Source organism: Tsuneonella flava (assembly GCF_002870965.1).
Classification (GTDB): domain Bacteria; phylum Pseudomonadota; class Alphaproteobacteria; order Sphingomonadales; family Sphingomonadaceae; genus Tsuneonella; species Tsuneonella flava.
Genome location: NZ_PHSO01000005.1, coordinates 112,944 through 125,849 on the forward strand (window position 1 = coordinate 112,944; position 12,906 = coordinate 125,849).

Genomic DNA, 12,906 nt, shown 5'->3' on the forward strand with positions numbered 1-12,906 from the left:
ACATGGGATGATGGGACGATGATTCGCTCCGCCTCCCGTCGTTCGTTCCTGTCTTTACTGGGGGCGACTGTGGCCACCGCCGGTCTGGCGGCATGTGGTGGGAAAGCCGAAGCGCGAACCTTTCCCGTCACGATGAGCGACGCACAGTGGCGAAGAAAGCTGACCAGGGCGCAATACCATATCCTGCGCGAAGCGGGGACGGAACGGGCATACAGCTCCCCTCTCGATAAAGAACATCGCGCGGGCACGTTCCTCTGCGCTGGCTGCGCCCACCCGCTCTATTCATCCAAAACCAAATACGACAGCGGCACGGGCTGGCCCAGCTTTTGGAAACCCCTGCCTCGCGCCATCGTGACCGACCGGGATTTCAAGCTCGGCTACCCTCGTACAGAAGTGCTCTGCGCGCGGTGCGGCGGGCATCTCGGCCATGTGTTCGATGACGGCCCGAAGCCGACGGGCAAACGCTATTGCATGAACGGCGCGGCGATGATGTTCCGCCCCGCCTGACCGGCTGCCCGTCGCTGCGCCGTCTCCGGCACGGGCAACGAAAAAGGGCGGCAAAGCCAAGCCTCGCCGCCCTTTTGCAAAACAAGTTTATCAAGACAGCGTCGTTTAGCGGACCCGCCCGCGCTGCACGAGATTGAGAATCGCCAACAACACGACAGCGCCGACAAATGCAGTGATCAGATACATGATCCACCCGGCGTTGGTTGTCAGGAACCCGGTCATAGTGCCGATCCAGCTACCAATCAGGCCGCCGACCACGCCGACGATGATATTCAGAAAAATGCCCATCGATGCATCGCGGTTCATAACCATGCTGGCAAGCCAGCCAGCGATACCGCCGATAATGATCGTTGCAATCCAGCCCATTTCCGTAATCCTCCTGTTTAGCGCGCGGAAAATGCTACGCTTCGCATGGCAAACAAACGAAGCACACGACCGTGCGTTCCCCTCCGCCCGGAATTCCGGTGCGGAAGACAGGATGATGCCCGCAAATCGGGCCGACTGCAACTTGAGCGCAATCAGTACTTGTGCTGGCGTTCGTAGAGATCGCGATAGTGCTGGATACGGGTGACGCGCAGGCCCTGCATCCCCGAACGATCGACTGCGCGCTGCCACGAAGCGAACTCTTCGAGAGTCAGGTTATAGCGTTCGAGTACTTCGTCGATCGTCAGCAGGCCACCATTGACCGCCGCGACCACTTCCGCCTTGCGGCGCACGACCCAGCGTTTGGTGTCGGGCTTCGGCAAATCTCCCAGAGAAAGGGGTTCGCCAAGCGGCCCGATTACCGATGCCGGCCGGATTTTCTGGTTCTCGATCATGGGGTTTCTCGGTCACTCTTGCCCGTGTTGATGTTCGTTGCCGGGCAATCTGCCGGAACACCTTTGCCAACGCCTGAAACACAGTGGTTAACGGGCTCTTCGCTATTATCTCGCCCGGCAATCGCCGGGGCAAAGCTGGCGCTGGCATTTGCTTGCGCCAGCGAGTCATGCAGATCACGCGCAGCCGCTAGCCGCGCCACGAGTTCCCCCCAATCAACGCGGCGCATCGCGCCGGACGGTGGAGCGGGGGAAGCATCAACAAAGGTGTGTCGTTCGATCATGCTCCATTGTCTAGCCGAGCACCGGTCAACATTCGGTAAAATCCAAATTCATTGGTGGTTAGGATGAGTTACCGATTTCCTGCACCTGACCTGCGGTTTGCCGCAGGCTGCCCCGCCCCCAACCGCTGGCCAGCGGCGCGCGGTGCGTGTATGGGCCCGCAACACCATATGAACACCTCCGTTATTCCCCCTATGGCCATCGACGCCGCAACCGCCGCCGCGCTGTTCGATCTTCCACGCCCGGCCAGCGAATGCCGCATCGTGGTCGCGATGTCGGGTGGGGTCGATTCGTCGGTCGTCGCTGCGCTGGCCGCTGCCAGCGGGGCCGAAACGATCGGCATTACGCTGCAGCTATACGATTATGGCGCTGCCACCGGACGCAAAGGCGCCTGTTGCGCGGGCGACGATATTCGCGATGCGCGCGCCGTAACCGATAGACTGGGCATCGCGCATTACGTGTTCGATCACGAAAGCGCATTTCGCGAAGAAGTTGTCGAGCGGTTTGCCGATGATTACCTGTCGGGCCGCACACCGGTGCCCTGCATCCGCTGCAACATGGGACCGAAGTTCACCGACCTGCTGCGTATGGCACGCGAGCTTGGGGCCGACTGTCTGGCAACGGGCCATTATGTTCGCCGGGTGGAAGGTGCTGCGGGCCCGGAACTTCACCGCGCACTCGATCCGGCGCGTGATCAGTCGTACTTCCTCTACGGCACAACGGACGAGCAGCTCGATTTCCTGCGCTTCCCGCTCGGCGGCTTGCCCAAGCCCGAAGTGCGCGCACTGGCTGAAACCGCGGGCCTGCGTGTGGCCGGCAAGCCCGACAGTCAGGATATCTGCTTCGTCCCCGATGGCAATTATGCCGGGATCGTCACCAAGCTGCGCCCTGAAGGCGCGCGACCCGGCGCAATCGTCCATGTCGCCACCGGCGAAACGCTGGGCCGGCATCCGGGGGTAATTCACTTCACCGTCGGCCAGCGGCGCGGTCTGGAAATCGGCGGCCAGCCCGAACCGCTCTATGTCGTCGCGATCGATGCCGAAAGCGCCGAAGTGCGCGTTGGACCGAAAGCGATGCTGGCCGTCAGCGCCGCCCGCCTGACCGAAACCAACCGCATCGGCCCCCTGCCGACAGACGAACCGCTGACAGCAAAGGTTCGTAGCCTGGCAAAGCCTGTTCCGATCAGCCTCGAAGGGCCGCTGGGGGACAATGCCGACACCACGATCCACTTCGCCAATCCCGAATTCGGCGTGGCCCCTGGCCAGGCGGCCGTGATCTACGCCGGAGACCGCGTGGTGGGCGGCGGCTGGATAGATGGGACGAAAGGCTGACCATAACGCAATTACGAAACAACCCGAAGAACGCATGGTGATTCAGGCACTGCCTGATAACAAGAAGGTTCATGCTCATGCCCACCCCACTGGTTATTATAGGCACTGGCGGTCACGCAGTTAGCGCAACGAATGTCGCGCTCTCTTCCGGGTACGAAGTCGTATCTTACGTAGACGACAAAAATGACGCATCAGAATTAGCAGGCATTCCGATTATCAAAGTTGAAGATTGCCTATCTCAATTTTATAATTACAATTTATTTATTGCCATCGGCGACAATTATATTCGAGAGGAAGTATTTTCCGAAATTAAGAAGATGATGCCCAATGCGCGATTTCCGTCTCTCATCCATTCAGCAAGTGCTGTGGGATGGAATGCACAAATAGGTGCCGGATCAATACTCATGCCTTTCGCGAATGTTGGCCCCAACTCTATTGTGGGAAGCGGGTGCATTCTGAATACAGGATCTTCTATTGATCACGATTGCCACATGAATGCATTTTCATCTATCGCTCCAGGTGTATTTTGCGGAGGCAATGTGCACATTGGCACACGATCTGCCGTATCCATCGGAGCGAATATTAAACACGGAATCAATATTGGATCAGATGTGGTAATTGGCGCAAACAGCTATGTTAATACCACAATTGATGACAATATTGTCGCTTATGGAAGCCCGTGTAAAAAGGTCCGGTCTCGCAAAAAGGGCACACCATATCTCAGATGACAGGGGTCATCTTATAATATAAAGTCAATATTTCATTGCCTTCAGTGATCCCACCTCTGCAACACGCAGCCATATCCCTTACGGAAACTCGCTGTATCGCTGGCCAATAATGGGAAACGGGCCGTCACGCTTTTCGCTTCGGCGTCTTTTGACAAGCGGATCAGCTCCATCCCTGCGATCTTATCCTTGGCACAGTCGTCAAGGCTGCGCCCTGCGATATAGACGCACGAACAGGCCACTCGCGCGCTGTAAGCCGATCCGGCGCGCGCATAGCCAAGTGCTGCATTGCCGAACACCGCCCATAGGGCCAGACCTGCGACCGCGATGACCGCAAACCAGATCAGTATGCCGCGCCGCGGACCGGCATTTGCCTTTCGTGAACGGGTTTTTGGCGTTGCCAAGCGGGAATCCCCCATGCCAGAAGCGACGCGACCGATGCGCCATTTATCACCCCTTATCGCTTGCCTCGCCTTCCTGCCAGCCCTTGCCGGCTGCAGCACAGATGCGGAGGCACCGCCTCCCCCGCTGAGCAAGGAAGCGATGTCCGCCGTGGCCAAAAATCCCGGCGCTCCGCGCGCGCAACTGGCTCGTGCAGTCGATAATCTGTTCGTCGATCCGCAATTGGGGGAAACCCGCGCGGTCGTGGTAATGCACGGCGGCTACATCGCTGCCGAACGATATGAACCGGGTTATGACAAGAACACCCGCTTCATATCGTGGTCGATGGCCAAGACCGTAACGGCCGTGATGATCGGGATGCTAGTGGCCGATGGGCGGCTGCGGCTCGATGAATCGCCGCCAGTGCCGCGCTGGCGACGCCCTGGCGATCCGCGCGGCGAAATCACCTTGCGCCAGTTGTTGCAAATGCGCAGCGGACTGCGCCACACCGAAGCGGGCAATCCGCCCTACGAATCGAGCGAAGTGCGGATGCTGTTCCTCGACGGGCGCGACGATATGGCCGACTTCGCCGAGAGCCAGCCGCTAGAGGCAGAACCGGGCAGCAAATTCGAATACTCCAGCGCAACCTCGGTGATTCTCGCTGACATCGCCGCACGGGTTCTCAGCCGCTCGGACGATCCCGATGCGCGGCGCAGAGCAGTGGCCGATTACCTACAAAGCCGCCTGTTCGGCCCGCTGGGCATGGATTCGATGGTGCCGGAATTCGACGCAAGCGGCACGCTCATCGGCGGCAGCGTAATTCAGGGAAGCGCACGTGACTGGGCCAAATTTGGCGAGTTTCTACGCAACAAGGGCTCTTATCGCGGGAGCCAGTTGATCCCCCGCCGCTGGATTGAGTTTATGACGACGCCCAGCCCGCGCTCCGCCAATTATGGCGCGCAAACATGGCTGAATCGCAAAGCGGAAAACGAGGAAGATCCATTGTTCGCCACACGCGGCCCGAAGGACTTGTTTGCCGCCATCGGCCACATGGGGCAGTACATTCTCGTCGATCCCGATCGCAAGCTGACGGTGGTGCGATTGGGTCAGTCGGATGCGGAAGAGCGAAAAGTGCTGCTGCCGCGACTGGCCGATGTGGTCGACCTTTATCCAGGCAAATAGAAGCGACCTTCCACTACAGTCACGCACTGCCCACCGAGCCACGCCAGTTCCCCATCAAGACGACAGGTCAGTTCGCCGCCCCGCGCCGATGCCTGATATGCGGTGAACGCATTTCGGCCCAGCTTCTCCGCCCAGAACGGAGTGAGGGCTGCATGGGCCGATCCGGTCACCGAATCCTCGTCCACACCCCCGCCGGGCACGAATACCCGACTAACCACATCGGTTCGCGCGCCCGGTGCAGTGCAGATAAACTGATCGTCCCCCAGATTGCCAAGCGCGCGCAGATCGGGATCGAGCCCAAGTACTGTCGCTTCGCTATCGAACAGATAGATGCCGTAGCGATCGGCGCTGCGCCACACTTCCACTGGCACTGCGCCCAGCAGCGCGACCGCTTCGGGCCATGCGCTGGCCTGGGTTGCAATTGTCGGCAAAGCAACTTCATACCCGGCGTCGCTGCGACAGACCTCGAGAATTCCGGCTTTACGTGTGCGAAACGTCACCCTGTCACTGCTGCCGAAACCGTTGGCCAGGTCAAGCAGCACGTGCCCGCTAGCCAGCGTTGCATGGCCACATAGCCGAATTTCCATCTGGGGAGTAAACCAGCGTAATTCCCAATCCGCCGCACCGCTCGCATCGCGCACGAGGAAGGCAGTTTCAGCAAAGTTGTTTTCTTCGCCAATGGCCTGAAGCACAGCACCGGGTAGCCATTCATCCAGCACCATCACCGCTGCCTGATTGCCAGCGAATGGGCGGTCGGCGAAAGCATCGACATGCCAATAAGGGATGTTCATTGCCCGTCCCCTGCACCGGGCAATAATTCTTCCGCTGCCTGACCGGTTTCATTGATCAGCCCTTCGGGGTCAGGGTGGATCAGCACCTCCACCCCGGGAAATTCCCTGGCGATCCGCGCTTCGGCTTGATCCATCAGGTCGTGAACCTGCACAATAGTCATGCCCGGATCGACCGCCATGTGGAACTGCACGAAATCGTCCGCCCCGCTGGTGCGGGTGCGTAGATCGTGAACCCCGCGGATATCGGGATGCTTTGCCAGCACCGCGAGAAATTCCTCGCGCCGTTCTTCCGGCCATTCGCGATCCATCAGGTGATCGATGGCTTCGCCTGCCGCCCGCCACGCTCCCCATGCCAGCCACAGGGCGATGGCCAAACCGAACAGAGGGTCAGCAGAGGAAAAGCCGAGGTATTGATCGACAACCAATGCGGCGATCACGCCAAGGTTGAGGAACAGATCGGACTTATAGTGCACATTGTCGGTCCTGACCGCCAGGCTCCCTGTGCGCGCGATCACATGGCGCTGCCATACCAGCAGGGCAAATGTTCCTAGGATCGCAATCGTCGATACCAGAATGCCATCGTCCGCCGCCTGTGTTGGCGTGCCGCTCAGCAGCTGCTGGATAGCACGCCATGCAATGCCAATCGCGGAAATCACGATCAGGATGACCTGAAAGATCGCCGCCAATGCCTCTGCCTTGCCGTGGCCGAAACGGTGATCGTGATCCGCAGGCTGTGCGGCGACCCACACTCCGATCAATGCGGCGATGCTCGCGATCAGATCAAGCGACGTGTCGGCAAGGCTGCCCAGCATCGCCGCAGACCCGGTCTTCCACGCCGCCCATCCTTTCAAGGCACCAAGAAATAGCGCCATCGATATCGATGCCAGTGCAGCGCTGCGGGTCAGCCGCGCGCGTTCATCGCTGGCAATCGCCGTCATGGATAGAGCAGCCTGCTGTTCCACCCGCCATCCGCAGTACGGGTAAATCGTCGACGATCGTGCAACCGGTTGGGTCGGTCGAGCCAGAATTCGATCGCCACAGGATCGAGCGTAAATCCGGTCCAGTGCGCCGGGCGCGGCACATCGCCGCCACTATATTGTTCCTCGACCTCTGCGACACGGGCGAGATATTCGGCACGCTCCAACAGCGGTCGCGACTGGTCGGATGCTGCCGATCCGACCTGGCTGACGTAAGGGCGGGAATGGAAATAGGCGTCCGCCCGTTCGGGCGAGACTTCCGTCAAAGGCCCTTCGATGCGAATCTGGCGGCGCAGGCTTTTCCAGTGAAACAGAAGCGCAACGCGCGGATTAGCAAGAATTTCGCCGCCCTTCCGGCTTTCTGCATTGGTGTAGAACGTGAATCCTTCCGGCCCCCATTCCTTCAACAGCACCATGCGGACAGATGGCACGCCATCGGGCGTTGCCGTGGCCAGCGCCATCGCATTCGAATCATTAGGCTCGCTCTCGCGCGCCTCGGCAAACCATTCCCCGAAAATTGCGAATGGATCGGTGGCGGGGATCTCGGATACGGCGTTGTTCATAGGGGACGCTCCTACTGCAAGGTTCGAATGGAACACAGCCCTGAATCGAAAAATCCTGCCGCGCCTTGTCGTCGCGCAACATCGTTGTGCGCTTACCATTTAAACCGCCCGCTTGCGCGCGGGCGCTGCTACACCTAGCTAACACGGCATGGCAGCCGATCCTTATACCACACTGGGCGTTTCCCGTACCGCAAACGAGAAGGACATTAAGTCCGCCTATCGCAAACTTGCGAAGGAACTTCATCCCGACCGGAACAAGGATAACCCAAATGCGGCCGAACGCTTCAGCGAAGTCACACAGGCCTATGATCTGCTGGCCGACAAAGACAAACGCGCCCAGTTCGATCGCGGCGAAATCGATGCCGATGGCAACCCGACCAATCCGTTCGCCGGAATGGGCGGCGGAGCCCGCAGTGACGGCTTCGGTGGCGGATTCAATCCCAATATGGGTGGTGGTGCCCGCGGCGGCGGATTCGGCGCCGAAGATGTCGATATCTCCGACTTGTTCGAAGGATTGTTCGGCGGCGGCGGTGCTCGCCAGTCGCGCGGAGGATTCGCAGGTGGTTTCGGAGGAATGGGTGGCCAGCAACGACGCCAGGCCCCTCCACCCAAGGGCGCGGATATCGCCTATCGCCTGAAAGTGCCGTTCATCGATGCCGCAACGCGTGCGGACCAACGGATCACGCTGGCCGATGGCAAAACAATCGACCTCAAGCTGCCTGCGGGAGTTGAAGACGGCACGCAGATGCGCCTGAAGGGCAAAGGACAGCAAGGCCCCGGCGGCGCTGGCGACGGGCTGGTAACGATCTCTGTCGAACGGCACTCTTTTTTCCGTCGAGACGACGACAATGTTCTGCTCGACCTGCCGATTACGCTGACAGAGGCGGTCGAAGGCGCGAAAGTGAAAGTGCCCACTGTCGATGGCCCGGTGATGCTGACGATCAAGCCCGGCACCAGCGGCGGGACCGTAATGCGCCTGAACGGCAAGGGTTTTTCAGGCAAGGATGGCAAGCGTGGCAATCAGCTGGTGACCATCGAAATCGCATTGCCCGATGATATTTCCGAACTGGCCAAACGACTTGAGGGCTGGCAGGATCACTCCAATCCGCGCGCCGACCTAGGGGTCTGACGACACCATCAGGTCGGCTTCCGTAATTGAGGGACGAATGCCGCATCGGATTGAAATCGAACCAGAAGAGCGGCAGGTTCACGGGCTGTCACCAGAAGAACGGCGGCGGTTCGCGCTCACCCATCCGGAAGCGTTGCGCCAGCGGGTCGAAAACAAAGTCGGCCCCGGAACGCGTTTCTTCGAAATCGCGAAACGCGTTTTTCTGGGCGCCTATCGCGACGGATTCATCCATGCCGGAAACCTTGCCTACATGGCGATGGTCGCCATTTTCCCGTTCTTCATTTTAGGCGCGGCCCTATTTTCGCTGGTGGGGGAAGAAGGCGAGCGCACCGCGGCAATCAACGCAGTGCTCTATGCTCTGCCCCCGATGGTAGGCAATGTGATCGGACCTGTCGCCCGCACGGTGGTGGAGGCGCGCAGCGGCTGGCTGCTGTGGGCGGGCGGCCTTGTGGGATTGTGGACGGTGTCGAGCCTGATCGAAACTATCCGCGACATGCTTCGCCGGGCATATGGTACGCCCGCAACGCTGGCATTCTGGAAGTATCGGCTGTTTTCGTTCGGGGTTATCGTGGCATCTGTCGTGCTGCTGATGATTTCGCTGCTGGCACAAGTCATCATTGGCGCAGCGCAGGAAGTGATTTCTGCCTATTTCCCTTGGCTGAGCGATGCCGTCACCGATCTGCGCCTGTCGCGCCTGATCCCGGCATTCGGACTATATGGGTCGCTCTATCTGCTGTTTTATACTCTCACGCCCAAGGCGTATCGTGAGAGCCGTTATCCCAAGTGGCCGGGCGCGCTCGCCACCACGTTCTGGTGGCTGGCGGTGACGGTCGCTCTGCCCCCTCTGATCCGGCGCTTTTTCAGCTACGACCTGACATATGGCAGCCTTGCGGGGATCATGATCGCGCTGTTTTTCTTCTATCTCGTCGGGCTCGGCATGGTGCTTGGCGCCGAACTCAACGCCGCGCTGGCCGAAACACCGGAGGAGGAAATCAACACGATTGGGCAGGCGGACGATCGGACACGCGAGGCTGCACGACGCGCAGGTGCGACTGCAGGCGGCGGCAATGGGGAAGGAGGGGGAGAATCGGACTGAACCACTGCGGCACCGCTCGGTGTCGTAGCGTCAATCATATCTGGCACCGCGGCAACACGCCCCCGCAAAGCAAGCGTAAATTCGACGAACGTACTTTCCATTCGCGCACAAACACGCTTAGGGACTTCGTCACGAAAATCGGAAAGCAGTATAAGAGGTATCGGGATGACCGGTCTGATGGCGGGCAAGCGCGGGTTGATAATGGGCCTGGCAAACGACAAGTCCCTTGCATGGGGCATCGCCCGGAAACTGAACGAACATGGCGCTGAACTGGCGTTCTCCTATCAGGGCGACGCCCTGAAAAAGCGGGTCGAACCACTTGCAGAACAGCTGGGCAGCAACTTCCTTATCGAATGCGACGTGTCCGACATGGATGCGCTGGATACCGCGTTCGATACGCTGAAAAGCCGGTGGAACACGATAGATTTCGTGGTTCATGCCATTGGGTTTTCCGACAAGAACGAGCTGCGCGGGAAGTACCTCGACACAAGTCTCGACAACTTCCTGATGACTATGAATATTTCGGCCTACAGCCTGGTCGCTGTGGCGCAACGTGCCGCCGCCATGATGCCGCCCAAGGCGGAAGACGGCTCCGGCGGCGGATCAATCCTGACGCTGAGCTACTACGGTGCAGAAAAGGTCATCCCGCATTACAACGTAATGGGTGTGGCCAAGGCAGCGCTGGAAACCAGCGTACAGTACCTCGCCAACGATCTCGGCCCCGACAATATTCGCGTGAACGCGATCAGTGCCGGCCCGATCAAAACTTTGGCCGCCAGCGGCATCGGCGATTTCCGCTATATTCTCAAATGGAACGAACTGAATTCCCCGTTGCGCCGCAATGTCACCATCGACGATGTCGGCGGCGCAGGCCTCTATCTGTTGTCCGATCTGTCGAGCGGGGTTACCGGGGAGACACATCATGTCGATGCTGGCTATCATCTGGTCGGCATGAAACAGGAAGACGCACCCGATATCGCGTTGGGGTGATTGTGGGCGCTGAGCCGATTTGTTCAGCGCCTCATTCGTCCTGCAAATTGCGAAGACACACGATCGCTGTCTGCCCGCTTTTCACAGATGCTGCGTCTGGGTCTACTTGATCGTCTGGATCGCTGCTGTTCATTGCGAGAGGCTGAGCGGAATTCTTCCGGGCCGGGGGAATCCTGTCCTCATAAATTTGTCGCGCCCGATCCAAAACAGCAATCTGCTCTGCACTGATGCCGTCCGCCTCACGCAGCTTTGTAGCGATCTCCCCGATGGCCTGACTGCAGGCCGCCGCTTGAGCACCGGGTTCCTTCAATTTCTCCAGGCTTCTCTCGTCACCGAGCGATAGCGCGCGTGCTGCCGCCTTATCAGCACTGCTGAATTCAGGCGCATGTATATACTGCTCGCGCATTTTCGATGCCGGAGATGTATCCGAACACCCGCCCAGAAAAGATCCGCACAACACAAGGACGCACAAGCCTGACCGTATTTTTACAGAATGCATCTGATGGCCAATAAGCGCAAAAATCATTTGCTCCAAGCGCCCGTTTAGCTAGGGCCTCTCCATGCCAAGACGTTTAAAGCCTGTCGGCGACAAGCTGTTCGATCTAAATCTTGTTCTGTTCATAGTGTTGCTGCTTGTTCTCGCTCTGGCTGGCGGCGCATCCAGAGCGGATGTTCTGGGCCAGACAGTCACCCGCGCAAGCGCCTGGCTGATCGCGATTGCTGCGATCCTGTTCGCCCCCCGGCCAGACTTTCGGCCGATTGCGCCTGTCGCATTTCTGTTGGCGGCTTCGATCGCGCTCGTGGCGCTGCAATTAATTCCTTTGCCACCATCGATCTGGACCGCGCTGCCGGGACGCGATTTTCTGATGCAAGCGGCGATCGCAATCGGCGAGCCACAAACGTGGCGCCCCATTTCCTTATCGCCCGGGGCGAGTTTGAACGCCCTGTCTTCCCTTATCGTGCCGATAGTTGCCCTTCTGCTGTGTGGTGGGATGAGCCTTCACGACCATCGCCGGATCAGCGTCGCCATACTGCTGATTACTGTCGTATCATGTATGGTCGGCGCACTGCAATTTTCCGGCTCGCGGTTTGACAATCCGCTGATAAACGACGTGCCCGGTAGTGTGAGCGGGATTTTCGCCAATCGGAATCACTTTGCGCTTTTACTCGCCTGTGGCTGCGCCATCGCGCCCGCATGGGCGTTCAGCAGCAGCAGGGCGCCTCAATGGAAGGCATTTGTCGCGATCGGTTTGATGCTGCTGTTCGCGCTGACGGTGCTCGCTACCGGGTCGCGCATGGGCATAGTGTTGAGTGCAGTTGGCATTGGCTTGGGCCTACTGTCCGTGTGGCAGAGGGTAGTGGCTAAGGCCAGATCGGTTCCGCGCCATATTTTGATCCCGGTTTTGGTGACGATTGTCGGCCTGCTGGTTGTAACCATTGTTGCGTTCGTTGCGATGGATCGCGCCGTTTCGATATCCCGCGCAATGAATATCGATGCCAGTTCCGACCTTCGCACCGCCGCACTGCCCACGGTATTGGAATTGACGAAGATATACGCGCCATTCGGCACTGGTTTCGGAACATTTGATCCTGTTTATCGGATCCACGAACCCGCAAGCCTGCTTAGTTATCGTTATTTCAATCATGCCCATAACGATTTGCTGGAAATCCTTGTGGAAGGGGGCATTCCCGCCGCTCTGCTGCTGCTTTGCGGATTAGGCTGGTGGGCGCTCAGAAGTATTCGTGTGTGGCGCGCTCCACTCGAATCGCATCTCATACTGCCGCGCACAGGATCAACCATTGTGTTTTTGGTTGTGTTGGCGAGTGCAACCGATTACCCAGCCAGAACGCCTTTGATAATGGCTATCCTTTTGGTTGCCGCTGTTTGGTTGAGTTCATTGGGAGCATCGCGAGCGCAAACCAAAACTTAGCTTCAACTGCAGTGTGGGTCGACACTGCTTAATCGGGTATCGACGTTCATAATGCTGGACACTTCCAGAGAGATAATCGCTTTTATATTGATCGCCGCGGCTTTTATCATTGCAGTTCCCTGGTTGGGCGCATTGATTTTCCGGAAAAAGCGCGAAAAGCTGCGCCGCAAAGGTATCAAGCGGCACGGTCACTGAGGCTTCACGCC

General features: G+C 58.9%; 16 protein-coding genes. 8 read left to right on the forward strand and 8 right to left on the reverse strand.

Going from position 1 to position 12,906, the window contains the following annotated elements:
* Nucleotides 1-18 precede the first annotated feature (18 nt).
* Nucleotides 19-507, forward strand: coding sequence for a peptide-methionine (R)-S-oxide reductase MsrB (msrB, locus tag CV013_RS07580; RefSeq protein ID WP_102154682.1), 489 nt, complete (start codon nucleotides 19-21; stop codon nucleotides 505-507).
* A 105-nt stretch (nucleotides 508-612) separates the two neighbouring features.
* Here msrB and CV013_RS07585 read toward each other — a convergent pair whose 3' ends face one another.
* The 3 genes from CV013_RS07585 to CV013_RS15530 all read right to left on the reverse strand — a co-directional run bounded on the left by CV013_RS07585 (nucleotide 613) and on the right by CV013_RS15530 (nucleotide 1,606).
* Nucleotides 613-873 (reverse strand): GlsB/YeaQ/YmgE family stress response membrane protein, encoded by a 261-nt coding sequence (locus CV013_RS07585; protein WP_102154683.1) that lies wholly within the window; start codon nucleotides 871-873, stop codon nucleotides 613-615.
* Between the two features lie 152 nt (nucleotides 874-1,025).
* Nucleotides 1,026-1,325, reverse strand: a complete 300-nt coding sequence (gene sciP / locus CV013_RS07590; RefSeq protein ID WP_102154684.1) for a CtrA inhibitor SciP — start codon at nucleotides 1,323-1,325, stop codon at nucleotides 1,026-1,028.
* Complete coding sequence (locus CV013_RS15530; protein WP_123639890.1) at nucleotides 1,322-1,606, reverse strand: hypothetical protein; 285 nt, start codon at nucleotides 1,604-1,606, stop codon at nucleotides 1,322-1,324. The genes sciP and CV013_RS15530 overlap by 4 nt, the downstream gene beginning before the upstream one ends.
* A 192-nt stretch (nucleotides 1,607-1,798) precedes the next feature.
* Here CV013_RS15530 and mnmA point away from each other — a divergent pair, with 192 nt between their 5' ends.
* Nucleotides 1,799-2,935, forward strand: coding sequence for a tRNA 2-thiouridine(34) synthase MnmA (gene mnmA, locus CV013_RS07595; protein WP_102154685.1), 1,137 nt, complete (start codon nucleotides 1,799-1,801; stop codon nucleotides 2,933-2,935).
* 77 nt (nucleotides 2,936-3,012) lie between these two features.
* Nucleotides 3,013-3,663: a NeuD/PglB/VioB family sugar acetyltransferase gene (locus tag CV013_RS07600; RefSeq protein ID WP_198591839.1), complete on the forward strand. Its 651-nt coding sequence runs from the start codon at nucleotides 3,013-3,015 to the stop codon at nucleotides 3,661-3,663.
* A 41-nt stretch (nucleotides 3,664-3,704) separates the two neighbouring features.
* On the opposite strand, the gene CV013_RS07605 is transcribed toward CV013_RS07600, so the two are convergent.
* Nucleotides 3,705-4,064, reverse strand: coding sequence for a hypothetical protein (locus tag CV013_RS07605; protein WP_223805162.1), 360 nt, complete (start codon nucleotides 4,062-4,064; stop codon nucleotides 3,705-3,707).
* A 13-nt stretch (nucleotides 4,065-4,077) separates the two neighbouring features.
* On the opposite strand from CV013_RS07605, the gene CV013_RS07610 reads away from it, so the two are divergent.
* A complete protein-coding gene (locus tag CV013_RS07610; protein WP_102154688.1) occupies nucleotides 4,078-5,223 on the forward strand; it encodes a serine hydrolase domain-containing protein in 1,146 nt (381 codons plus the stop codon).
* Here CV013_RS07610 and CV013_RS07615 read toward each other — a convergent pair.
* Genes CV013_RS07615 through pdxH form a run of 3 tightly spaced genes read right to left on the reverse strand, consistent with a single transcriptional unit; the run spans nucleotide 5,208 to nucleotide 7,554 of the window.
* A complete protein-coding gene (locus CV013_RS07615) occupies nucleotides 5,208-6,014 on the reverse strand; it encodes a PhzF family phenazine biosynthesis protein (RefSeq protein WP_102154689.1) in 807 nt (268 codons plus the stop codon). The two genes, CV013_RS07610 and CV013_RS07615, sit on opposite strands and share 16 nt — an antisense overlap.
* Nucleotides 6,011-6,952, reverse strand: coding sequence for a cation diffusion facilitator family transporter (locus tag CV013_RS07620; RefSeq protein WP_102154690.1), 942 nt, complete (start codon nucleotides 6,950-6,952; stop codon nucleotides 6,011-6,013). The genes CV013_RS07615 and CV013_RS07620 overlap by 4 nt, the downstream gene beginning before the upstream one ends.
* Entirely contained in the window at nucleotides 6,949-7,554 is a 606-nt protein-coding gene (pdxH, locus tag CV013_RS07625; RefSeq protein ID WP_102154691.1) for a pyridoxamine 5'-phosphate oxidase, read from the reverse strand. Before pdxH ends, CV013_RS07620 begins: the two co-directional genes overlap by 4 nt.
* A 148-nt stretch (nucleotides 7,555-7,702) precedes the next feature.
* Here pdxH and CV013_RS07630 point away from each other — a divergent pair, with 148 nt between their 5' ends.
* From CV013_RS07630 to fabI, 3 genes are all read left to right on the forward strand, one after another.
* The gene (locus CV013_RS07630; protein ID WP_102154692.1) at nucleotides 7,703-8,683 is read left to right on the forward strand and encodes a DnaJ C-terminal domain-containing protein; all 981 of its coding nucleotides are present in this window, start codon (nucleotides 7,703-7,705) and stop codon (nucleotides 8,681-8,683) included.
* A 37-nt stretch (nucleotides 8,684-8,720) separates the two neighbouring features.
* Complete coding sequence (locus CV013_RS07635) at nucleotides 8,721-9,779, forward strand: YihY/virulence factor BrkB family protein (RefSeq protein ID WP_102154693.1); 1,059 nt, start codon at nucleotides 8,721-8,723, stop codon at nucleotides 9,777-9,779.
* A gap of 165 nt (nucleotides 9,780-9,944) precedes the next feature.
* Nucleotides 9,945-10,769, forward strand: a complete 825-nt coding sequence (fabI, locus tag CV013_RS07640; RefSeq protein WP_102154694.1) for an enoyl-ACP reductase FabI — start codon at nucleotides 9,945-9,947, stop codon at nucleotides 10,767-10,769.
* A 31-nt stretch (nucleotides 10,770-10,800) separates the two neighbouring features.
* Here fabI and CV013_RS07645 read toward each other — a convergent pair whose 3' ends face one another.
* Entirely contained in the window at nucleotides 10,801-11,295 is a 495-nt protein-coding gene (locus tag CV013_RS07645) for a hypothetical protein (protein WP_123639891.1), read from the reverse strand.
* Between the two features lie 253 nt (nucleotides 11,296-11,548).
* On the opposite strand from CV013_RS07645, the gene CV013_RS07650 reads away from it, so the two are divergent.
* Nucleotides 11,549-12,700, forward strand: a complete 1,152-nt coding sequence (locus CV013_RS07650) for an O-antigen ligase family protein (RefSeq protein ID WP_157935742.1) — start codon at nucleotides 11,549-11,551, stop codon at nucleotides 12,698-12,700.
* Nucleotides 12,701-12,906: the final 206 nt, after the last annotated feature.